30 protein-coding genes, 2 tRNA genes and 2 rRNA genes are annotated in these 21,316 nt (G+C 42.5%); 6 read left to right on the forward strand and 28 right to left on the reverse strand.

The genetic code is table 11. The features are described from left to right. Positions 1–17: 17 nt before the first annotated feature. From Q3W56_RS06415 to Q3W56_RS06475, 13 genes are all read right to left on the reverse strand, one after another. The gene (locus Q3W56_RS06415; protein ID WP_069837300.1) at positions 18–446 is read right to left on the reverse strand and encodes a RusA family crossover junction endodeoxyribonuclease; all 429 of its coding nucleotides are present in this window, start codon (positions 444–446) and stop codon (positions 18–20) included. A 94-nt stretch (positions 447–540) separates the two neighbouring features. After that, on the reverse strand, positions 541–684 hold the full coding sequence (locus tag Q3W56_RS06420) for a hypothetical protein (RefSeq protein ID WP_302894878.1): 144 nt from the start codon (positions 682–684) through the stop codon (positions 541–543). Continuing rightward, positions 677–1,528: an ATP-binding protein gene (locus Q3W56_RS06425; protein ID WP_302894879.1), complete on the reverse strand. Its 852-nt coding sequence runs from the start codon at positions 1,526–1,528 to the stop codon at positions 677–679. The genes Q3W56_RS06420 and Q3W56_RS06425 overlap by 8 nt, the downstream gene beginning before the upstream one ends. Beyond that, positions 1,413–2,105 (reverse strand): DnaD domain-containing protein, encoded by a 693-nt coding sequence (locus Q3W56_RS06430; RefSeq protein WP_302894880.1) that lies wholly within the window; start codon positions 2,103–2,105, stop codon positions 1,413–1,415. Before Q3W56_RS06430 ends, Q3W56_RS06425 begins: the two co-directional genes overlap by 116 nt. Before the next feature lie 197 nt (positions 2,106–2,302). Continuing rightward, positions 2,303–3,100, reverse strand: a complete 798-nt coding sequence (locus tag Q3W56_RS06435; RefSeq protein WP_302894881.1) for a PD-(D/E)XK nuclease-like domain-containing protein — start codon at positions 3,098–3,100, stop codon at positions 2,303–2,305. Next, positions 3,060–3,977: a hypothetical protein gene (locus Q3W56_RS06440; protein WP_302894882.1), complete on the reverse strand. Its 918-nt coding sequence runs from the start codon at positions 3,975–3,977 to the stop codon at positions 3,060–3,062. Before Q3W56_RS06440 ends, Q3W56_RS06435 begins: the two co-directional genes overlap by 41 nt. Further along, positions 3,974–4,165, reverse strand: a complete 192-nt coding sequence (locus Q3W56_RS06445; protein WP_041339356.1) for a hypothetical protein — start codon at positions 4,163–4,165, stop codon at positions 3,974–3,976. The genes Q3W56_RS06440 and Q3W56_RS06445 overlap by 4 nt, the downstream gene beginning before the upstream one ends. Before the next feature lie 100 nt (positions 4,166–4,265). Further along, positions 4,266–4,469, reverse strand: a complete 204-nt coding sequence (locus Q3W56_RS06450) for a YqaI family protein (protein ID WP_302894883.1) — start codon at positions 4,467–4,469, stop codon at positions 4,266–4,268. After that, entirely contained in the window at positions 4,466–4,723 is a 258-nt protein-coding gene (locus Q3W56_RS06455) for a YqaH family protein (RefSeq protein ID WP_033884313.1), read from the reverse strand. Before Q3W56_RS06455 ends, Q3W56_RS06450 begins: the two co-directional genes overlap by 4 nt. Next, positions 4,720–5,289, reverse strand: a complete 570-nt coding sequence (locus Q3W56_RS06460; RefSeq protein ID WP_302894884.1) for a helix-turn-helix domain-containing protein — start codon at positions 5,287–5,289, stop codon at positions 4,720–4,722. Before Q3W56_RS06460 ends, Q3W56_RS06455 begins: the two co-directional genes overlap by 4 nt. Before the next feature lie 56 nt (positions 5,290–5,345). Then, positions 5,346–6,074, reverse strand: coding sequence for a Rha family transcriptional regulator (locus Q3W56_RS06465; RefSeq protein ID WP_302894885.1), 729 nt, complete (start codon positions 6,072–6,074; stop codon positions 5,346–5,348). Next, entirely contained in the window at positions 6,071–6,385 is a 315-nt protein-coding gene (locus tag Q3W56_RS06470) for a hypothetical protein (protein WP_069837289.1), read from the reverse strand. Before Q3W56_RS06470 ends, Q3W56_RS06465 begins: the two co-directional genes overlap by 4 nt. Positions 6,386–6,397: 12 nt before the next feature. Further along, on the reverse strand, positions 6,398–6,640 hold the full coding sequence (locus tag Q3W56_RS06475) for a helix-turn-helix transcriptional regulator (RefSeq protein ID WP_087987853.1): 243 nt from the start codon (positions 6,638–6,640) through the stop codon (positions 6,398–6,400). A 171-nt stretch (positions 6,641–6,811) separates the two neighbouring features. On the opposite strand from Q3W56_RS06475, the gene Q3W56_RS06480 reads away from it, so the two are divergent. From Q3W56_RS06480 to Q3W56_RS06490, 3 genes are all read left to right on the forward strand, one after another. Next, the gene (locus Q3W56_RS06480) at positions 6,812–7,183 is read left to right on the forward strand and encodes a helix-turn-helix domain-containing protein (protein WP_087987854.1); all 372 of its coding nucleotides are present in this window, start codon (positions 6,812–6,814) and stop codon (positions 7,181–7,183) included. Positions 7,184–7,588: 405 nt separating this feature from the next. Beyond that, entirely contained in the window at positions 7,589–8,095 is a 507-nt protein-coding gene (locus Q3W56_RS06485; RefSeq protein WP_302894886.1) for an ImmA/IrrE family metallo-endopeptidase, read from the forward strand. A 16-nt stretch (positions 8,096–8,111) separates the two neighbouring features. Continuing rightward, positions 8,112–9,311 (forward strand): tyrosine-type recombinase/integrase, encoded by a 1,200-nt coding sequence (locus Q3W56_RS06490; RefSeq protein WP_302894887.1) that lies wholly within the window; start codon positions 8,112–8,114, stop codon positions 9,309–9,311. Between the two features lie 89 nt (positions 9,312–9,400). On the opposite strand, the gene groL is transcribed toward Q3W56_RS06490, so the two are convergent. Together groL and groES are read right to left on the reverse strand one after the other, a co-directional pair. Beyond that, the gene (groL, locus tag Q3W56_RS06495; protein WP_302894888.1) at positions 9,401–11,035 is read right to left on the reverse strand and encodes a chaperonin GroEL; all 1,635 of its coding nucleotides are present in this window, start codon (positions 11,033–11,035) and stop codon (positions 9,401–9,403) included. Positions 11,036–11,081: 46 nt separating this feature from the next. Next, on the reverse strand, positions 11,082–11,366 hold the full coding sequence (groES, locus tag Q3W56_RS06500; protein WP_003155970.1) for a co-chaperone GroES: 285 nt from the start codon (positions 11,364–11,366) through the stop codon (positions 11,082–11,084). Between the two features lie 237 nt (positions 11,367–11,603). Between groES and Q3W56_RS06505 the strand changes: the two genes are divergently transcribed. Then, positions 11,604–12,338: a CPBP family intramembrane glutamic endopeptidase gene (locus Q3W56_RS06505; protein ID WP_302894889.1), complete on the forward strand. Its 735-nt coding sequence runs from the start codon at positions 11,604–11,606 to the stop codon at positions 12,336–12,338. Continuing rightward, the gene (locus Q3W56_RS06510; RefSeq protein ID WP_003225680.1) at positions 12,335–12,526 is read left to right on the forward strand and encodes a YdiK family protein; all 192 of its coding nucleotides are present in this window, start codon (positions 12,335–12,337) and stop codon (positions 12,524–12,526) included. The genes Q3W56_RS06505 and Q3W56_RS06510 overlap by 4 nt, the downstream gene beginning before the upstream one ends. A gap of 36 nt (positions 12,527–12,562) precedes the next feature. On the opposite strand, the gene tatC is transcribed toward Q3W56_RS06510, so the two are convergent. From tatC to moaC, 4 genes are read right to left on the reverse strand one after another with little or no spacing between them, the layout of a single operon-like run. Beyond that, positions 12,563–13,327 carry a twin-arginine translocase subunit TatC gene (gene tatC / locus Q3W56_RS06515; RefSeq protein WP_302894890.1) on the reverse strand — a complete coding sequence of 255 codons (765 nt, stop codon included), beginning with the start codon at positions 13,325–13,327 and terminating at the stop codon, positions 12,563–12,565. Between the two features lie 6 nt (positions 13,328–13,333). Then, positions 13,334–13,507, reverse strand: a complete 174-nt coding sequence (gene tatAY / locus Q3W56_RS06520; protein WP_003225684.1) for a sec-independent protein translocase protein TatAY — start codon at positions 13,505–13,507, stop codon at positions 13,334–13,336. Positions 13,508–13,528: 21 nt separating this feature from the next. Continuing rightward, positions 13,529–14,176 carry a redox-sensing transcriptional repressor Rex gene (locus Q3W56_RS06525; RefSeq protein WP_302894891.1) on the reverse strand — a complete coding sequence of 216 codons (648 nt, stop codon included), beginning with the start codon at positions 14,174–14,176 and terminating at the stop codon, positions 13,529–13,531. After that, a complete protein-coding gene (gene moaC / locus Q3W56_RS06530; RefSeq protein WP_302894892.1) occupies positions 14,173–14,685 on the reverse strand; it encodes a cyclic pyranopterin monophosphate synthase MoaC in 513 nt (170 codons plus the stop codon). The genes Q3W56_RS06525 and moaC overlap by 4 nt, the downstream gene beginning before the upstream one ends. Before the next feature lie 125 nt (positions 14,686–14,810). Between moaC and Q3W56_RS06535 the strand changes: the two genes are divergently transcribed. Further along, positions 14,811–16,739 carry an ABC-F family ATP-binding cassette domain-containing protein gene (locus tag Q3W56_RS06535; protein WP_302894893.1) on the forward strand — a complete coding sequence of 643 codons (1,929 nt, stop codon included), beginning with the start codon at positions 14,811–14,813 and terminating at the stop codon, positions 16,737–16,739. Positions 16,740–16,961: 222 nt separating this feature from the next. Here the strand turns inward: Q3W56_RS06535 and tsaD are convergent, their stop codons facing one another. The 9 genes from tsaD to Q3W56_RS06580 form a co-directional block, all read right to left on the reverse strand. Continuing rightward, positions 16,962–18,005: a tRNA (adenosine(37)-N6)-threonylcarbamoyltransferase complex transferase subunit TsaD gene (gene tsaD, locus Q3W56_RS06540; RefSeq protein WP_019713472.1), complete on the reverse strand. Its 1,044-nt coding sequence runs from the start codon at positions 18,003–18,005 to the stop codon at positions 16,962–16,964. Further along, positions 17,998–18,453 (reverse strand): ribosomal protein S18-alanine N-acetyltransferase, encoded by a 456-nt coding sequence (gene rimI, locus Q3W56_RS06545; RefSeq protein WP_019713471.1) that lies wholly within the window; start codon positions 18,451–18,453, stop codon positions 17,998–18,000. The genes tsaD and rimI overlap by 8 nt, the downstream gene beginning before the upstream one ends. A gap of 9 nt (positions 18,454–18,462) precedes the next feature. Further along, positions 18,463–19,152, reverse strand: a complete 690-nt coding sequence (tsaB, locus tag Q3W56_RS06550; RefSeq protein WP_302894894.1) for a tRNA (adenosine(37)-N6)-threonylcarbamoyltransferase complex dimerization subunit type 1 TsaB — start codon at positions 19,150–19,152, stop codon at positions 18,463–18,465. After that, positions 19,133–19,609 carry a tRNA (adenosine(37)-N6)-threonylcarbamoyltransferase complex ATPase subunit type 1 TsaE gene (gene tsaE / locus Q3W56_RS06555; protein WP_003225701.1) on the reverse strand — a complete coding sequence of 159 codons (477 nt, stop codon included), beginning with the start codon at positions 19,607–19,609 and terminating at the stop codon, positions 19,133–19,135. Before tsaE ends, tsaB begins: the two co-directional genes overlap by 20 nt. Positions 19,610–19,623: 14 nt before the next feature. Beyond that, positions 19,624–20,601: a thiamine-phosphate kinase gene (gene thiL / locus Q3W56_RS06560; RefSeq protein ID WP_268400543.1), complete on the reverse strand. Its 978-nt coding sequence runs from the start codon at positions 20,599–20,601 to the stop codon at positions 19,624–19,626. Positions 20,602–20,780: 179 nt separating this feature from the next. Then, a tRNA-Asp gene (locus Q3W56_RS06565) sits at positions 20,781–20,857 on the reverse strand. A gap of 61 nt (positions 20,858–20,918) precedes the next feature. Beyond that, a tRNA-Met gene (locus Q3W56_RS06570) sits at positions 20,919–20,995 on the reverse strand. A 22-nt stretch (positions 20,996–21,017) separates the two neighbouring features. Further along, a 5S ribosomal RNA gene (gene rrf, locus Q3W56_RS06575) occupies positions 21,018–21,133 on the reverse strand. Positions 21,134–21,187: 54 nt separating this feature from the next. Further along, positions 21,188–21,316 (reverse strand): 23S ribosomal RNA (locus tag Q3W56_RS06580); the annotation flags it as partial.

Consider the following 21,316-nt stretch of genomic DNA (forward strand, 5'->3'; position numbering starts at 1 on the left):
TCGGTGCTTTTTTTGTTTTACTGTGCAATCTCTGTAATGATCACTTCCACTCTTGGCTCTTCGCTATAAAACTTGCTGACTTTCAAATCCACTACTTGACTATCATCCTTGTATATCAGATGGTTTAAAGCATCTTTGACACCCTTCACATAGTTATCAACGTCCGGCTTTGTGGTTGGGCGAAGAAGTCCCTTCTCTGCACTCTCCTTTTTCTTTTTCGAGTTAGAAACTTTTTTCGGCATCGGTCTGAATACTCTGACATCCATTGCGACAGGACCAGTAATAACCTTCTCTGGTCGATACTGTGACGCAACTAATGCAACATACTGTTTGAAATCCTTTGATTTTGCAGGATCATGCATTCTAACCTTGCCATTTCGAACCGATCCCCGCGGCCGCCCCTGGGCAACCGGTTCGCCGTAAACTATAAACTGAATGAGACTCACTCGTCATTACCTCCCGTCAATCTGTTCCCAATACTGAATTTGCTTTTCCTTGTACGGCGCCGTGAATATGATGGCCGGCAGCAGGATCACCGCTTTAAGCACTGAGCATCAGCTCCATTTGTCTGATCTTTTCCTCAAGCACTCGAATAGCCGGTGTGAGGTCCTCGCCGCTCTTTTGTTCAGCAGGCCCGAACAAATACATTCCTCCGGGTCCATTAAAGTTCGTTTTTTCATCCATTCCGCAACCCTGCCAATCTATGATTTAATTGCATTCTGTCGCCCTTGATGATCACACAATAGTCCGCGCACATTTCATAAATCCGGGTGCCGAGCGCCTCGTCTATATCAACCAACTCTTCGATGTCCAATTCGCTTGAGATAAGAACCGGTTTATGGTTCAAATATCGATAATTGATGACGGAGTATGTCTGCTCCACTTGCCAATCGGTTGCTCGTGGTTTCTTAGTCCGTCCTTCTTTGGTGTTTGTGTACACAGGCTTGAACAGATCATCTATAAACAGCACTTCAACCTCTTTCATGCGATTGAGTTTTTCTTCAAGCTTGTCAAAATCATCTTTCAAATCATTGAAGCCTTCCACGTAAGGAAAATACTGAACCGCGATATTTTTCGATTTGATCAGCTTGTTTGAAATAGCTGTTAACAAGTGCGTTTTCCCTGAGCCTGGCTGCCCCAGTAAAGCAATGCTGTTGCTTCTGGTGCTCCTGATACTGTCAAAATCCTTGTAGTATTCCACCGCAGTATCGTAAGTGTCTTTCACGACAGCTGGCTTTCCTTCGGTTATAAAATTCTTGAACTTCAACTTCTCAAATTCAGCAGTTATGTCACTAGAATTCATCAGTTTCCGGATCCGCCGGCGCTCTATGCATTTGCACCGGACCCAAACCTCATATCCGTCCTTGTTCTCGATGTAGCCAAGTTGATCTTTGCATTTCGGACATTCATATTCAGCCTTTTCTTCTGACCCGGCCGACCCCGCCGAAAATTGGGCTGACCTTTCCTGGAGTTTTTTCAGTATTGCTGCCATTGCAGCGTCCGTACTTTGCGTTTTGTGTATTTCCATGTTGCCACTCCTTACTTTTGTTCTTGTTTGACTGGAGAATGCGCTGTACATAGACCAGATTGCGAGCGTTCCGCGTTACTGCCTCTTTCATTGCCTCCAGTACCTTATCTTCGCCATAATCGTCTATCAAGCTATTAAGCTTCTCAGCCATGAACGATGATAGAAGGCCGAATCCCTCATCCTCGAAAAATGCAAATGCGTTACTCTTCATTTTCTTCTCATCCTCCTGCTGCTTTTCTTGTGCTGGTGCCAAGTCTTTTTTCTTGTTGTAATTTCCTAGTTGTATGTACTCAGCGTAATGAAGAACCGTTACGATAAAACCGCGCTTTTGTGGCAGCCGGTCCAACTTCAAATATTCTTGCTTTACCATTCGATCCAATGAATACTTGATTTGATCAGCTGACCAGTTAAAGCGTTTAGCCAGATCCACCAGTTTGATAATTGTTTGGCCGGGCTCTAATTGTTGATCTGACCTGTATTCAGCCCTTTTAAATAAATGATCGTAAATCGTCTCGTCGCGTGAATCCTTAAAGGGTAGCCGGGGCAGGATCACATACCCCAAACCGTGCATATCCATGCCGCTCACCTACTTCCTTTCACACAGTGCTGTCAGGGCTCTAAAATCAATATCAATCAATCGCAGCGTCGGTTCATTTCTTTTGAGATAATCAGTAACATACCGCGTATACAAATCTTTTCGCATATCTCTGCGGACGGTCTTCACAAGCCAGACATAACAATGGGGAATAGGGACTTTGATCATCGCCCTTTCCATCAACTAACCAGCTCCGAAAAATGAATGATACTGTTCAGTTGATTAGTTGCCCGGCAATACTTGCATTTTTCACACCGTTCGGGCTTCTCCCCACCGTATTTAACTTGGATAATTCGTTCCATCCGTTTTTCAATATCCTCAAGCTCTACTTCCATCCTGCCTTCATCAATATTGATGACAGCTTTATCAGGTGGATCTTCTTTTGAAACCCCTACGATCAGGGGCTCAAGCCATTCATTCCGTCCAGTCATTCTTTTTTCAAGCTCTGCATATAGTGCCATTTGTGCAATATAGCCATTCGCCTCGACAAATGAGCAATATCCTAATTCCGGGTCCCAAACTTTTTCCCGCAATGACCGTGCTGTTTTCAGATCAGAGAAACGGCCGCCAGCTGGGTTGTATACGTCCAGCTTTCCTTTCCACGGAACACCGAACAATTCAGCAGATACAATGACTTCCTTTTCACCTTGAAGAACGAACATACAGAGATCGTCATGTTGAATTGCCTCAATCATCAAATCAGCTAACTGATACTGCTTGTACAGTTGGCCTTTCTGAGTAAATAGTGAAGGTGTGTTCTTCTTAAATTCATCAAAAGCCTGTTCACCTTCAAGCCAGGCATGAACGTATTGACCGAAGAGAAGGACCTCCGATGTTGGGGGCGTCCATTCTCCGTTAATCTTTGCCATCGTTGCTGCCTCACATTGAAGAAAGCTTTTATATTGAGAGTTCGACATGTAGTATCTATCAATCTCGTTAGAATAATAGCTCTCCTTGTTTAGCGCCGGTATCCGCATTAGCAGGATCACCCGCCTTTTCTTTGCTTTCAGCAGGCTTGTCAGCTTGCTCTTTTTGCTTTTTGAACTCTTCCTCAGCCTTTGATTTAGTTGGGCCTGTTGTCTTGATATTGAAGTAATCTTCTTTCTTCGCCATACCATCACGTAAAGATGTATAAATACGGCCAATCTTTAAAAAGTCTTGTTCTGTAAAGGCATCAACGTTACTTCCGACGTATTCCTCAATCATTTCTTTAGTGATCCCAAATTCTTTCTTGAATGTTGACAATGCATTTCTTAGCCGATCTTCCAATGGTTCTTTATGTCCGTTTATTAACGTTTTCTGGCACATATCAACTGCAGCGTCAACGATATCGCCAGGAATCACTCCAAGTATGCAGGAACGTAGTCGACGGGCTCCTTGATTGGCAACCATTTCATAAATATCTCTAGCGTCATTAAGCTTTGTAACTGTACCTTTTGCCTTTCTCTCATGCTTCACAGTGAATATTTTGGTTTGCCGTGTATTCGTTTCGAGGTCCCAAGCATACGCCATGACAGAGGATTCTCCGGCTTTTTGCTCGAGCTCCATAATTCCGTAATCAACGTTGCCCCAATTCTGCGCCAATGCCTCAGCCAATCGGATTGACGGACCAGATACCTTTGTCCCACCGCGGGGATATTCATACACCGCATTCTCAGCTAACAATCTTCGTTCGCATGCTTTTTTTATCCGATCAAACGCCGCATATACGTCCCGCGGAAATTTCTTTGCAATTACCATAGCAGCCTGTACTTCTTGCGCCTGTCGGCTTACCATGGCTTCTGTAGTCACACTGGATGCCTGCTGAGGTGCCGGCATGTAATCTGAGTAATCTACCTGTGATAAGCCATTCATTGTGCTTCTGCCACCTTTCTTTTGTATGCTTCCGTTCCAAGCCGCTGCCATTCCCGGTAGTGATCCATTGAAGGGAAACTAAACTGCGCTTTACCGTTTTTGGCGAATACAATTGAACCGCCGACCTGTCTCAAACGTTGCTGATCCTCCGCACGCTCGCTGAATGCCACTTTAACTGCTTTAGCCATATATAAAACCTCCATTGATTTTTATGAGGCGTTTTGGTATAATTAAGTAACTATTTAAGTCAAAACGCCTTACTGAGTCCACTTGCCAGAGTGGGCTTTTTTATTGCTCATTTTTAAATTCAAAACCAAGATGCTCCTTTAGGTACCGCTCAAGATTTTCCCTCAAGATGACTTCACCCTCAGCGCTATCTATCACGTAATCATCGAAAGGTGTTACTTCATCCCCGAAAAAATCCTTTTGCGTTTCCGGCTCAGTCAGCCTATCGTGCCAGTTGTTCAAAATCATTGGGTTTTCGATGTTCATCCCAGACACCTACTTATCACAGCCAAATTGATACCTCGTTGTTGCATTTTCATAGCTGTTTCATACAACCGTCCTTTATTCGCCAGTCGGCTGATATCCTCTGTAAGAACCTTGATACTTCCAGCAAGACTGATTGCCTCTTCATAATCACCATCACGTAATGCCTCCGAAAGCATGATAGAGAGCTCTTCTGCTGATTCAATTTTTCTTTTTGCTGCATCTACATCTGACTTCAAAAACTGATTAGTTTTCATGCGAAAACCGCCTTCCTTTCCTCTTGTTTTGACATTGCTACCTGATCCATTAGCGCTTTACGGGTCCACCTGTCAGCCAGCTCTTGCATATTTAGACCATGACTCCGCGCTAACGAATAAATCAGAGTTTTGTTTGCTGGGATTAGATCAAATATCTGCTTGATATCCCCCAAAGGTAAATCCTCTGACCTTCCTGGTCGATCATTCGCTAGCCATCGGGATAGATGTTTTGTTGCTTGGATTGCTTCCTCAAGCTGATGAATCATATTGATAACCGCATTACTTGCGCTCCTATTTAAAGCAGGATCAATGGGTGCGGCTGCTGTTGGATGCAGCTTAAACAAGTAATGTACGAGATCAATGTGTTCATATGCTCCACAAGCCTCAAACCACTTGATACACAATTCAGGTGTCAATGCGGTCAAGCCGTTTTCAACATCTGACACGTATCGTTGATCTTTACCGCCGAGTAGCCGCCCTAATTGAAATTGAGTAAGCCCGATTGCCTTTCTGACCTCTCGCATAATCTTTGGTAAATTATCGAGTTTATACGGGTTGTTCGACATATGTTCGCCTCCTGTTTCACGGGGAATTATTTGGTAAAATTTAAGTGTTGAATGAATTAGCTTGCTTGCTGTTTTTTGAGCTTGTTGATAATAAAAGCTTGTCCCTTCGGAGTAATGCGCATTGTCAGCCAGGACTTCGGTGTCCCTTTTACATCTCGCACCCCCTGTGCAATTTCAAAGTAACCGCGCTCGATGTATTCCTGGTATGGCTCATTTTTGTTCGCCATGATCATCTTCCATTCGCGCAGCTTCTGAAAGAGCCGTTTCTCACCAATGACAATTCCGTTTTTACAAGCAAGCTTTGCCAGTTCACGAACAAGCATTGATCTTTCTGATGCCATACAACTCTGTGCAAAGTTGACTAATGGTTCTTGAATCTTCAATGTTTGTTCAAGTTGCTGCCGTTCTTCCTGCTCGCTGATCCATCGCTTTGCCCGGCTGACTGGATCTTCGATCATGTAGGACGGCTGAGTCATTTTTTGCAATTCGGCTTCCATCCGATTAAATTCGGAAATGTATTTTTCTTTGAACAGCGCTGCTTTGGCGCCCGTGTAACCAAAAACTAAAAATGTGAGTCCGTCACGTTTGATTAGATATTTTTTATAAGTGCGGTTTTTATTGTCCTGATATTCAACCTCCGCAAAATTGTGGAGATTAAATTCATTGCTAGAATCAAGGTTTCTGATATCACGCAAAACCGTGTCATGACGTTTTCCGAAGACTTCTGCGACAGTCAGACTATCTGTTACAACTTGGTCGCCTTCAATAAAAACGAGTTGATTCACGCTGTTGCCTCCTTGCGAAAATACTTTGTATTGTCTTCAATCCAACGGGTGTTACGTTCGATCCATTTGATAAGTAAATGTTTCGGTATTTTCTTACCAACCTCATTGTTAACCGGAAAATCTGGCCGAGCCATTAGCTCAGACATCTTAGTTGGACCGCACCGTAGAACTTTCATAGCTTCTTCCCTTGTAAGAACAGGAGGGAGTTCATTCAGTGAGCCAAGACGTTCAACAAGCATTTCGGTTGCTCTGTCTGCAATCTTTGCAGCGATCTGATCGATGAATTGTTCGTCGTATTGCATAGTGAACATATCTTTAACCTCCTATGCTGAATTTGATTCACGTTCATTACTCGAAACGCGTAGTGTTTCATCAAAAAAAATAGTCCAATGAAAATCAAGAACCTGTGAAATAGCTTTCGCTGTCAGAACTCCTGCATTTCTTTCGCCTTGTTCAATGGAAGCGTAAGTCGTTCGAGCAATGCCAGCTTTGTCAGCAACGCCTTTTTGGGTCAGCCCCTTCGATAAGCGTTTGTGTTTTAGCCAATCTCTTGTTTTGACAGGCATTTCTTTCACCTCCATGACTCATTTCGTGTCGTTGAGTTAAATATACTACTCATTTCGAGTCGTGTAAACCCTTTTTCAAAAAAAAATACTCTTTTCGAGTAATCTATATATACTACGCTTATTGTGTAGTTATAATATAGTTAGTTCCACAAAATGCGAGAGGCGATATCTATGAATTTTTCATTTAGACTAAAAAAACTCCGTGACGAAAAAAAAATGAATCAACAAGAAGTTGCTGATAATTTAGGAATTGCTCGTACAACATATGCATCTTACGAACAAGGTAAAAGAGAACCGGATCACGAAACCCTTGTGAAAATTGCTAATTTCTTTGAAGTAACAGTTGATTATTTACTGGGGCACCAACCTAGTGGAAAACCTGTTGTTCATGAAGAAAAAGCCCCTTACAAAGTTACGGATGATCCAGACTTACAAATCGCCTTTAAAGATGCATCTGACTTTTCAGAAGAAGCACGTAGACAAGCTATTGATTTCATCAAGTATCTGAAAGAGAAAGAAAAAGCAAAAGGTCGAAAAGGTTAATCAATCACCTTATATATTTCTTTGTTTATTATGTTTAAATTCTGTTTACTAATAAGATCAGAACTCTCATCCGAACTAGATCAGAACTCTCATCCGGAAAGATAAATTTCACAAGCTGTTAAACCCTTACGTATTAAGGGTTTCAACGTCTCCTCTCACCTGGATTCCCTTCTGGATTGGATCGGGATTTTCTTCCGAAATAAATGAGGGGTTTTAAATCGAAGATAACTCGTTTAAATAAAAGATATTCAATATAAAAAGGGGAATTTGGTTTGCGTGATGAGCAGAAAACAATTTCAATCGGAAACTTTACGAAGCTGGAATTGTTAAATAGAGAGAGGCCCTTAAGGGCTTTTCTTTCACACCAAAAACAGAACATATATTCTCATCTTGGCGGTGTTAATTATGGCTATTCAATTATCACACTTAGAAGAAGAAGTGAAAAAGATATATCTCAAATTAAATATGCTTGCTCCTGAAGAGATAGATATGGAACGCATTGCAGCTGCTTTCGAAATATGGATTCATTACGAGGAGACAACCAGCAGCATGTTTTGCATAAATGGTCTCTATAGCATGGTGTTGGATTCAAGGACATCTCGTCAGCAGCAATGGGAGGACTTTGTTCATGAACTCGGCCACGTGATTAAACACTGTGGAAACCAATTCAATATGAATCGCTTGTTTCGCCAATTGCAAGAATACCAGGCTAATAGTTTTATGTATCATTTCTGTGTGCCAACATTCATGCTTGAAAAAATTTCGTTGCCGCGAATGCAGTCAGAGGCTATAAAGTTAATAGGTGACAACTTCAACGTAACATATCCTTTTGCTGCAAAACGGCTGGAAATGTACAGAAGGAAACAGTTTTCATTCATGATGTATAAAGAACTCTATAAATCTATTCAATAAAAATGGGGTGAGTAAATTGTACTTTGAGGAATTAGTAAAGGGAAAGAAGTGGCTCGCTGTGGGTGACGGTCCAAGAGATCCGGTCACCGGTAAACGCAAACAAATAGCAAGAAGAGGAAAGACCAAAAAAGAGGCAGAAAAAAGAGTCCTTGATGCTATTGCCGCTCTTGTAGAAGATGGCATAGATGAGTCTGTCGTGAAAAAGATGACATTCGAAAAGCTGGCTGCTGATTGGATTCGTGATTATGCATTTACCACTGGCAACAAGAAAGGCACCATTAGGATTAGAACAAAAGAAATTAAAATTCTCAACCGATATATTGCCAAAACAAATATTGCAAAGATCACAACAAGAAAGTACCAAAAAATATTAAATGATCTTACGGAACAAGGCTATGCTCGGAATACAATAAGTGGGGTCCATACTACAGCAGGGCTGATTTTTAAATATGCCATACAACAAAAGCTATTGAAACATAGCCCAACTGAAGGTGCAGTCGTTCCGAAAAAACGATTAACTGTAGAAGATATCGAAAATAACCCTATTGAAGAAAAGTATTTTGAAAAAGAGGAACTCGAAGAATTTCTTTTGACTGTGAAGGAATTTGGATTAGACATGGATCTTGAAAGATTTTATTTACTGGCTTTTTCCGGAATGCGTTCAGGTGAATTATGTGCACTAACATGGACCGACATCAATTTTGAAACCAATGAAATCCGCATAACCAAAACCATATACTCAGAAAATAACAACATGAAAGAGTATGAATTGATCCCACCTAAAACAGCCGGCTCAGTCCGTACAATCGAAGTGGAAGATCAGATCATGGACATGCTAAAGGAATATCAAATGCGACAGAAAAAAAGAAGGCTTCAATCCCGAATAAAGCCAGAGGAATACAATGATGGAAATTTTGTTTTTGCGAGAGAAAATGGATATCCATTCCTGCCTAAAAATATAATTGTGCGTATGGAAAGGTTACTCGAGAAAACATCTATTCAGAAGCATGCAACACCCCATATTTTCAGACACACACATATCAGCATGTTGACCGAAGCCCGTGTAGACATTACAACGATCATGAAAAGAGTTGGTCATGATGATATGAAAACCACAATGAGAATTTACACACACGTTACTGAAAAAATGAAAGAGGATGCTTCGCAAAAAGTCCAGAAGACTTTCGGAAACATCCTCAATATCGGGATTTCATGAAGAAATGTTATCAAAATGTTGTTTTTTTGAGCATTTCAGATGAAATCAATGGTCAAACCCTTGGTATATCAAGGGTTTTCGCCGTTTGATTACATCATGCCGCCCATACCGCCCATGCCGCCCATGTCAGGCATTCCTGCGCCGCCAGCGTTTGCTTCTGGCTTGTCAGCGACAACAGCTTCAGTTGTTAAGAACATTGCAGCTACAGACGCAGCGTTTTGAAGAGCTGAGCGTGTAACTTTTGTTGGGTCAACGATACCTTTTTCGATCATGTTTACCCATTCGCCAGTTGCAGCGTTGAAGCCTACGCCGATTTCTTCGTTTTTGAGGCGCTCAACGATGACAGATCCTTCAAGTCCAGCGTTGTGCGCGATTTGACGGATTGGCTCTTCGAGTGCGCGGAGCACGATGTTGATACCTGTTTGCGCATCGCCTTCAGCTTCAACTGCAGCGACTTTGTTATATACGTTGACAAGCGCTGTACCACCGCCGGATACGATGCCTTCTTCAACAGCTGCGCGAGTTGAGTTCAGGGCGTCTTCGATGCGAAGTTTACGCTCTTTCAGCTCAGTTTCAGTCGCAGCGCCGACTTTGATGACAGCTACGCCGCCAGCAAGTTTCGCAAGACGCTCTTGTAATTTTTCTCTGTCGAATTCAGAAGTTGTTTCTTCCACTTGAGCGCGGATTTGAGTCACGCGGGCAGAAATTTTGTCTGTTTCGCCAGCGCCTTCAACGATTGTTGTGTTTTCTTTTGTAACAACAACTTTAGAAGCGCGTCCCAATTGAGTGATTTGAGTAGATTTCAGGTCAAGGCCAAGATCTTCTGTGATGACTTCTCCGCCAGTAAGGACAGCGATGTCTTCAAGCATTGCTTTACGGCGGTCACCGAAGCCAGGAGCTTTAACAGCAACTGCGTTGAATGTGCCGCGAAGTTTGTTCACAACAAGTGTTGCAAGTGCTTCGCCTTCAACATCCTCAGCGATCAGAAGCAATGGTTTGCCTTGCTGAACAACCTGCTCAAGCACAGGAAGGATTTCTTGAATGTTTGTGATTTTTTTGTCTGTGATTAAGATGTAAGGATTCTCAAGAACCGCTTCCATCTTATCAGAATCAGTTACCATGTAAGGAGACGCATATCCGCGGTCGAATTGCATACCTTCAACAACTTCAAGCTCAGTTGTGAAACCTTTAGACTCTTCGATTGTGATAACGCCGTCGTTTCCTACGCGCTCCATTGCTTCAGCGATAAGGCTTCCGACTTCCTCATCAGCAGCAGAGATCGCAGCAACCTGAGCGATAGACTCTTTGCCTTCGATTGGCTTAGAAATTTCTTTTAAGTTTTCGATCGCAACCGCTACAGCTTTTTCCATACCTTTACGCACGCCTACAGGGTTAGCGCCTGCTGTTACGTTTTTAAGGCCTTCACGGATCATTGCTTGCGCAAGAACTGTCGCAGTTGTTGTACCGTCACCGGCAACGTCATTTGTTTTGCTGGCTACTTCAGCAACAAGCTTAGCACCCATGTTTTCAAATGCGTCTTCGAGTTCAATTTCTTTAGCGATTGTTACACCGTCATTTGTGATTAACGGAGAACCGAATTTTTTCTCTAGAACCACGTTGCGTCCTTTTGGTCCTAAAGTTACTTTTACAGCATCGGCAAGTGCATCGACACCGCGTAGCATTGCGCGGCGAGCTTCTTCACTAAACTTAATTTCTTTTGCCATGTTTACAAGACCTCCTCAAATGTTTTAAGTATTGTTTATTTAAGAATTAGCCGATAACAGCTAAAATGTCGCTTTCACGTAAGATTAAGTATTCAGTACCTTCGTATTTCACTTCAGTACCTGCGTATTTTGAGAAGATAATGCGGTCGCCCTCTTTTACTTCTAAAGCAACGCGCTCTCCGCTTTCTAACACGCGACCTGAACCAGCTGCCACGATTTTGCCTTCTTGCGGTTTTTCTTTTGCAGAATCCGGCAACACAATTCCGCTGGCAGTTTTTTCTTCAGATTCTACGAGTTCAATGACAACGCGATCACCTAATGGCTTTAACAATGTAATAACCTCCTCAATAGTATGAATATGTAATTTTAGCACTCAGCACTAAAGAGTGCTAACACAATTCTTATAATAAAGAATCTCCCTTCCAATTTCAAGTGATAAGATAAAAAATTTTTCACGCTTACATGATTCTTTTCGCTCTCGTATCCGTTAGCTTTTTCACCCCCGTATCGATTATGTTACAATAGCTGTAGATGAACGAAACACACTTAACAAAGGAGTACATACCATTTGAGAAAACAGTATTGGTTTATTATCCTGACATATATCATCATGCAGTTTTCCGCATTAATCGGGATTCCCTTGTTATTTAAATTCGGTTATGCCGGAGGACAGCCTACCAAGGAGAATATGCTGCATGCCCAAGGATTATGGTCCGTCATCAGCTTTATCGTCTGTCTCGTTGTCGTTCTGCTCATTCTGAGAACTGTTCCGAAAGAAACGCTGCGCAACGGAAAGAAGGACTCAATCGGACTTTCTATCCTTTGGGCGATAGCCGGTTTTTTCATTGCCCTTTTCTCTCAAGGAATAGCAGGCTCTATTGAATATTATATATTCGGCATCGGAAGAGAATCAGAGAATACGCAAGCAATTCTAGATGTCATTCAGGCAGTCCCGCTCATGATTATGGTTTCTTCCGTCGTCGGTCCTATATTAGAAGAAATCATCTTCAGAAAAATCATTTTCGGCACACTGTATGAAAAAACAAATTTCTTCTTTGCCGGATTGATCAGCTCGGTTATTTTCGGTATTGTTCACGCTGATTTGAAGCATCTACTTCTTTATACCGCAATGGGCTTTACCTTTGCCTTTTTATATGCGAGAACAAAACGGATATGGGTGCCGATTTTCGCCCATGTCATGATGAATACATTTGTCGTCATCATGCAGCTTGAACCTGTTCAGAAGTACCTCGAACAGCAGAGCACACAAATGCAATTGATTATTGGAGGATTGTTTTTATGAGAAACCCGGTAGTTTGGGGAATGATCTATTTTGCCGTAGGGTGCATCTTTACTTATCTTGCCGCAAGCTCGCCAGGCAGCATGTGGTCATTTTACTCCATCCTGCTGATGGTGTTCGCCGCTTACAACATCAGCATCTCTTTTAAGATGTTCGCCTTTTCATTTAAAATCAAAAAGAACCAGAAATAAAGAAAATCCATTTCTCAATGAGAAATGGATTTTCTATTATTGCCCGGAAGACACGTCCTGATCGGCAGCACTGCTTTTCTGCGCTTTCCGATAGGCAGCCTTCGATATAAGAATACTGATTTCATATAAAATCAACAGCGGAACAGTGACCATCATATGAGACAAAAGCTCAGGCGGAGTAATCAGGGCAGCAATCACAAGCAGCGTAAAATACGCATACTTTCTAATTTTCGTTAAGAACATCGGTGTCACAATTCCAAGCCTGGTCAAAAACATGAGGATAACCGGCATTTGGAACAACAGTCCAAACGGAATCGTCAGCTGCAGAAGGAACTGAAAATATTCATTAATTCCGATCACCTGATTGACATTCAAATCCTGAGAAATCCGCTTCATAAAATCAACAACAAAAGGAAATAAAATATAATATGAAAAAGATAAGCCCGCTAAAAACAGCAAAATAGAGATCGGAATGTAGCTGAGCGTTACTTTGCGCTCTTTCTCATAGAGGCCTGGGCTCACAAAAGCCCAAAGCTGATAAAGAATAATCGGTGAGGTCAGGACAATCCCGATGATAAACGCGAATTGCATAAACACAAAAAGCGGGTCTGTCAGATTAAACGCATTAAGTGTAAGCTCCTTCGCTTCATCCGTTTTTTGCAAATAAACAATCATGGGCTTTGCTAAAAAAAATCCTGCGATAAAGAAAACGACAAATGCCAGCGCCACAACCAGCAATCGTTTTCGAAGCTCAGCAATATGCTCCAGAAGCGACATTTGATTCACTTTCATTCGTGTCATCCTAACTTACTGATCTTCTTTCTTTTTTTCCTCGTCATCACTCGTTAATCCTTTAGTAGCATTTTTGAATTCACGAAGTGTGTCTCCTGCAGCTTTCCCCAGCTCAGGCAGCTTTTTGGGACCGAAGATGATCAGAGCAACGATGGCGATAACAGCAAGGCTTCCAGGACCGATCGGCATATTTGGGCTCCTCCTTTCCCTCTATTCGATTTCCTCTAAAACTGAATAATGCTTCAAGAAATAAACCAGTGACTGAAGCTCTACAGCTAAATCTATATGATGAATTCGAATGTGTTCCGGCACATTCAAACGGGCCGGCGTAAAATTAAGAATTCCCTTGATTCCTAATGCGACCAATCTGTCTGTAATCAATTGAGCGGCAACTGCTGGCACTGTAAGAATGGCAACTGATTCATTTTTCACGTGTTGTTCAAGGTCGTCAAGGTTATAGACAGGCACGCCGCCTACCTCAGTTCCTATTTTACTCTCATTTATATCAAAAGCCATAGAAATTTTTGTGTTATTATTTTTTGTGAAATTATAGTGAAGAAATGCCGTTCCCAAGTTCCCCACACCAATCAAGATGACGTCTGTCATCTCATCCTGATCAAGCGTTTTTCGGAAAAATGACAGCAAATAATCCACATTATATCCGTATCCTTTTTTGCCAAGAGCTCCAAAATAGGAAAAATCCCTGCGAATCGTGGCAGAATCAACCTTTACGGCATCACTGAGTTCAGCGGATGATACACGCTGTTTTCCTGATGCATGCAGATTCTTTAAAAAGCGATAGTAAAGCGGCAGCCGTTTTGCCGTCGCCTGCGGAATTTTTGATTGATCCTTATTCATTTTTGGTCCTCCACATTATACTCGGATAGTTCTCTTTTAAAGTCACCGTTTTTCCCGCCTGTTTTCTCCAGCAAGAAAGTAGGACCGATGACCATTCCCTTATCAAGAGCCTTACACATATCGTAAACGGTAAGAGCGCACACCGATGCAGAAGTGAGCGCTTCCATTTCCACACCTGTACTCCCTTTCGTTTTGACCTGTGCTTTTATATGAAGTATAACTTCTGCTTCTTTTATTTGCCAGTCAAACGATATATCTACCCCGCTCAATGAAAGCGGATGGCACATCGGAATGATATTCGACGTTTGCTTTGCGGCCATAATGCCTGCCACCTGTGCAACAGCCAGTACATCTCCTTTGCCGATATCGTGACTTTGTATTTTCTCGTACACTTCATTTTTCATGTGTACGCTTGAAACAGCCGCCGCAGTACGGACAGTCGAAGATTTTTCGCTGATGTCCACCATCTGGGCTCTGCCCTGTTCATTAAAATGAGAAAATCCATTCATATTAAAACTCTCCTTAAACAGATCATACACTATTTTCTTCTCTATGTCTTATTCGGCCAATGTATTGTTTGCTGACTTCTGGTTCATAAGCTACACTTAACTTATTATAGCAGAGGTGAAATAATATGATGATCTTACAAGTTAATCAGCTGTCCAAATCATTTGGTGCTGATACTATTTTAAACAATATAAAGCTGGAAGTCAGAAATCGTGATCGCGTCGCCATTGTTGGAAGAAATGGCGCGGGAAAATCCACGCTGCTTAAAATTATCGCAGGCCAGCTTTCGTATGAAAAGGGCGAAATCATTAAACCAAAAGATATGACAATGGGATATCTCGCCCAGCATACGGGCTTGGTTTCTAAGCTTACCATAAAAGAAGAGCTGCTGACTGTTTTTGACCACTTAAAAGAAATGGAAAAGGATATGCGGGCTATCGAAGAAAAAATGGCGGCAGCTGACCCTGGTGAACTGGAAAGCATCATGAAAACGTATGACCGGCTTCAGCAGGAATTCAAAGATAAAGGTGGCTATCAATATGAAGCGGATGTCAGATCTGTGCTTCATGGACTTGGTTTCAGCCATTTTGACGATTCAACACAGGTGCAAAGCCTCAGCGGGGGGCAGAAAACAAGGCTGGCCCTCGGTAAGCTTCTGTTAACACAGCCTGATTTGCTCATTCTCGATGAGCCGACAAACCATCTCGATATTGATACGTTAACCTGGCTTGAACATTATTTGCAAGGCTATTCAGGCGCCATTCTCATTGTTTCGCATGACCGCTACTTTTTGGACAAAGTAGTAAACCAAGTATACGAGGTATCAAGAGCTGAAAGCAAAAAATATCACGGCAACTACAGTACTTATCTCGACCAAAAAGCCGCGCAGTATGAAAAAGATCTTAAAGTGTATGAAAAGCAGCAGGATGAAATCGCAAAGCTTCAGGACTTTGTAGACCGAAATCTAGCGAGAGCTTCTACCACCAAAAGAGCGCAAAGCCGACGAAAGCAGCTGGAACGAATGGAAGTCATGTCAAAACCGCTCGGCGATGAAAAATCCGCAAACTTTCATTTTAATATTACAAAACAGAGCGGAAATGAAGTTCTGCGCGTTCAGGATCTCACAATCAGCTATGAAAACCAGCCGCCGCTTTTAACAGAAGTGTCGTTCATGCTCACAAGAGGAGAAAGCGCCGCGCTTGTCGGCCCTAACGGAATCGGTAAATCGACATTGCTGAAAACATTAATGGACACCCTAAAGCCAGATCAAGGAACAATTTCATACGGTTCAAATGTCAGTGTCGGCTACTATGACCAGGAGCAGGCTGAGTTAACTTCTTCTAAGCGTGTCCTTGATGAGCTTTGGGATGAGTACCCCGGTCTTCCTGAGAAAGAAATCCGAACTTGTCTCGGAAATTTCTTATTCTCGGGAGATGATGTACTGAAACCCGTCCATTCACTGAGCGGGGGTGAGAAAGCAAGATTGGCCCTTGCTAAGCTGATGCTTCAAAAAGCCAATTTTCTCATCCTTGATGAACCGACGAACCATCTGGACTTGGACAGCAAAGAAGTTCTCGAAAACGCGCTGATTGATTATCCTGGTACACTGTTATTTGTCTCACATGACAGATATTTTATTAACAGAATCGCCACAAGAGTATTGGAGCTTTCTCCAAACCATATAGAGGAGTATCTGGGAGATTACGATTATTATACCGAGAAAAAAACAGAGCAGTTTGAATTGGAGAAAATGAATCAGCAAGAGGAAATCGAAAAAACGCCTGCTTCGGTTAAGTCTGACTCAAAACGTTCATATGAAGAAGAGAAAGAATGGAAAAAGAAAGAACGTCAACGGCTCCGTCGGATTGAAGAAATTGAAACCACTGTTCAAACCATTGAAGAAAACATTAGTCATAATGATGAATTGCTATGTGATCCTGAAGTCTATCAAGACCATGAAAAGGTACAAGCGATCCATGCAGACAATGAAAAACTCAATCAAGAGCTGGAATCTCTTTTGTCCGAATGGGAAGAACTATCCACAGAAGAAGGTTAAAAAGTCAAGCACCTCTTTTTAGAGGTGCTTTTTTATCCACAGAAATTTACCCTATAAACAAACAAAGTAAGCGCTTTATACACATTACCCACAAAATATTCTGAATTTATCCACTTTATCAACAGTGACTTCAGCCCTTTATCTATCTATATCTCTATAATTACTCACAGATATGTGGATAAATTGTGAATTATCTGTTAATAACAGGTGAAAAGTCTCACGCTATGATCTCGTGAGACTTTGATAAGAAGTCAATTCAAGGCCGGGCTGGCCATTCATATCATATGCACCGCGAATTCCCTTTTCAAAAGCAATTGTACCAGCCGCCGCAATCATCGCAGCATTATCTGTGCATAAGGCTAATGGAGGTATAACAAGCGCAATCCCTTCATGCTGGGCAAACTCCTTTTCTAATGCAGCTCTGAGGCCTCTGTTTGCAGCTACTCCTCCGGCTAAAAGGACCTGTTTGACCCCATATTCCTTTGCCGCACGCGCCGTTTTGGTCACTAAGACATCAATTACGCTATTTTGAAAGCTGGCAGACAAATCTTCCGGAGCAATCGCTTGTCCTTTTTGAGACGCATTATGAAGCGTATTGATCACCGCAGACTTTAACCCGCTGAAGCTGAAGTTGTAAGAGCCTTCTTCAAGCCATGCGCGAGGAAGCGGAATATTGTCATTTCCTTTTTCAGCAAGCTTATCAATTTGCGGTCCACCCGGATACGGCAGTCCCATTGTTCGCGCTACTTTATCGTAAGCTTCTCCTGCTGCATCATCGAGCGTTTCCCCAATGACTTCAAATGATCCGTGTTCCTTCATATAAACCAATTCCGTATGGCCTCCTGAAACGACCAATGCCAGTGCCGGGAACACAATGTCTTCTACAAGACGGTTCGCGTATATATGACCGGCTATATGATGAACGCCAACTAACGGAATGTTATGCGCAAAGCTCAATGCTTTAGCAGCGTTCACTCCAATAAGAAGTGCTCCCACCAGTCCCGGACCTTCCGTTACTGCAATCGCATCGATGTCACTATATGTCATGCCAGCTTTACGAAAAGCCTCTTCTATAACCAAAGTGATTTGCTCAACATGATGTCTAGAAGCAATTTCCGGAACAACGCCTCCAAAGCGCTTATGGCTTTCAATTTGAGAGGCTACTACGTTTGATATAATTTCTTTCCCGTTTCTTACGATAGCTGCCGCTGTCTCATCACAGCTTGTTTCAATTCCTAATACGTAAAGCTCTTTTTGCTCAGTCATTTATCGTCACCCACATAATTAACGCATCTTCCCCGTTATCAGTATAATAGTTCTTTCTTATTCCGCCGGGCTGCATCCCGAACTTCTTATATAAGCCTTGAGCAGGATGATTCGAAACCCTTACTTCAAGCGAAAGCCGCCTTGCGTCTTTTTCTTTGCACAGTTCAATCGCTGAACGAAAAAGTGCTTCTCCTAAAGACTGGCCGCGATACTCCGGTTTTATCGCTATGTTTGTAATTTGGGCGTCGTCCATCACAATCCAAATTCCGCAATACCCAGCAACATGGCCGTCCTTTTCAATCACGAGATAATGAGCATACGGATTTTCCAGCAGCTCATGGTAAAACGAATCCTTCGTCCAAGGAGACGTAAAGGAGGATGTTTCAATTTCGTATACGTGATCAATATCATCAAGCCGCATGTTTCTGACAGCTGCTTTTGTTTTCATCCTATCACCCTACTTTTGACTTTCAATCCATTTCGCTTCAGCTTCTGCCAGCCGCAAGTAATCCGGGACAAGTCCGTGAACATCAGCTTCTTCCTTTTCCGCCCCTAGAAAAGCCAATTCTGAAGGACGCGGGTTATGCTGAGCAGCAGCTCCAACGATCCCTTTTGTCCTAAGCGTATCCTCTATCATCTGCTTGTGAATCGAAGTATCATGACCTAAAAACAAAACAGGGCGATCCTTTTCTTTTAGCATGTCCAGCCATTCAGCCAGCAGCACATTTTGATCAGGAACCACTTGCTCCAAAAGCCCGTTTTTGTATTCATAAAGACCTGTATACACCTGTCCCCGTCTCGCATCAAAGATAGGGCTGATCAGACCGTCAAAATGCCGGGCATTTGCTGCAAGCGCCTCAAGGCTTGATACAGCAGAAATAGGAATGCGTAAAGACCAGGCAAGCGTTTTGGCGAGCGTCACACCTATTCTTACCCCTGTGTATGAACCAGGGCCTTTTGCAACAACAATTTTAGAAAGATCCTGCGGTGTCATACCACATTCGTTCAGCAATGAATGAACAGCAGGCATTGCTCTTACAGAATGGTTCTTTTTTAAATATGTCATGTGTTCTGCTATGACGGTGTCTTCTCGAAGCAGCGCAATGCCCAACGTATAATTTGATGTATCAATTGCTAATATTGTCATGTCTACTTATCTCCTCACAAAGCATTTCATACCGATTCCCCACAGCTGTAAAGGTGACCTCTCTTTCATCATCACCGGCTCTTTTAATGACAATTTGCAGTCGCTCCTGCGGCAGCTGCTCTTCAATTAAATGTGCCCATTCAACGAGACAGACACCTTGTCCGTGAAAATATTCATCAAGTCCCAAATCTTCACTTTCGTCTTCCATTCTATACACATCCATATGGTAAAGAGGAAGTGAGCCATCGTTATATTCTTTTATAATTGTAAACGTCGGACTGTTTACAACACGTGTAATGCCAAGACCTTCCGCAAAGCCTTTCGTAAAAGTCGTTTTTCCGGCTCCTAAATCGCCCTCCAATGTCAGGACGTCTCCCGGTTTAGCAAACGATGCCGTAAGTTTTGCTATTGCTTTTGTTTCTTCAGGATTTACAGTTCTCCACTTTAATTGCTTCACACGAGTCACCCGTCTTATTTAAAATGATTATATCCTTTTTTCTCTAAGGCCATTGTCGTTTTTTCGGTTTTTAGGATCACGTTGAATTCTGTTTTTTCCTTGACATGGCCAATCTTTGTAATGGGCAGTTGACATATTTCGCACTCCTGCTTCAACACTTCCCATTCTTCCTTTGTAACCGTCCCTGTCAGCTCAAAATCCTCTCCGCCAAACAAAGCCCATTCTTTCCAGTTAGAATGAAGCTTAGGCAAGTCAGGATGGACCGGAAGAATGCTTTCATCAATTTCAATTGAAACACTACTGGCTTCTGCAATCTCATTTAGTTCACTAGCTAATCCGTCACTGATATCATTTAAAGCTGCCCGCTTAATACTCGAGCATAATCTGCCCACGCTTACTCTGGGCTGAGGCCGTTTATGCCTGTTGATAAAGTAATCCGTTGCAACAGATGTGTTTTGAGGATTGGTCTTTTCCAGCAATAAAGAAAGTCCTGCTGCAGATGAACCAATTTCCCCTGTTACAAACACAATATCATTCGGTCTTGCCAAGCTGCGCAAACAAGCTCGTCCCTTTTCTATTTCACCGATCACAGTGACCGTTACGACTAATTTGTCAGAGGTCGAGACTGTATCGCCGCCAATCAGATCCATATGATATAGTTTCGCCAGTTCATTCATTCCTTCATACATTGCCTTGATTTCAGATTCCGTCCATTTTGAAGGTACCGCAAGTGATACCAAATAAAATTTAGGAATGCCTCCCATCGCCGCAATATCACTTATATTAACAGCTAACGCCTTATACCCGATATCTTCAGGTGAGGAATAGTGTAATTTAAAGTGCACATCTTCTACCATAGTATCAACACAAACAATTTCCTGAACGCCGTGTTTCGCTGTGTAGAGAGCTGCATCATCACCTATTCCTACATCAACGGAAGAATGGTGAATGGTCCGCGGAGTAATGCTATGTATCAAATCAAATTCATCCATGAACCAAAACCTCCTTTCAACCTGCTTATACCTATATGTGCTCTTCCTAGTGTAACGAATTTTGCTGGAATATCCAAGATATTGCCGATATAAAGAAAGCTTGGTTATCACACCAAGCAGAAGATACAGTAAAAGAAAACACAAAAAAAACGAAAACATGATCGTTTCGTTTACAATAATGGCGGTCCGGACGGGACTCGAACCCGCGACCTCCTGCGTGACAGGCAGGCATTCTAACCAACTGAACTACCGGACCATATTTGTATTAAATGATTTTATCTGCACCTTTAGGGCACTTCTTATATCATTGATATATTTGGTTGCGGGGGCAGGATTTGAACCTGCGACCTTCGGGTTATGAGCCCGACGAGCTACCGAACTGCTCCACCCCGCGATGATAATAATTTAAGATAAAAGCTTGGCGGCGTCCTACTCTCACAGGGGGAAACCCCCGACTACCATCGGCGCTGAAGAGCTTAACTTCCGTGTTCGGCATGGGAACGGGTGTGACCTCTTCGCTATCGCCACCAAACAAATTGAGAGTGTTCTCTCAAAACTAGATAACAGGTGTGACATCATTCAAAATGTGGTTAAGTCCTCGATCGATTAGTATCTGTCAGCTCCATGTGTCGCCACACTTCCACCTCAGACCTATCAACCTGATCATCTTTCAGGGATCTTACTTCCTTGCGGAATGGGAAATCTCATCTTGAGG

The sequence above is a fragment of the Bacillus sp. C28GYM-DRY-1 genome (assembly GCF_030519405.1).
Classification (GTDB): domain Bacteria; phylum Bacillota; class Bacilli; order Bacillales; family Bacillaceae; genus Bacillus; species Bacillus spizizenii_A.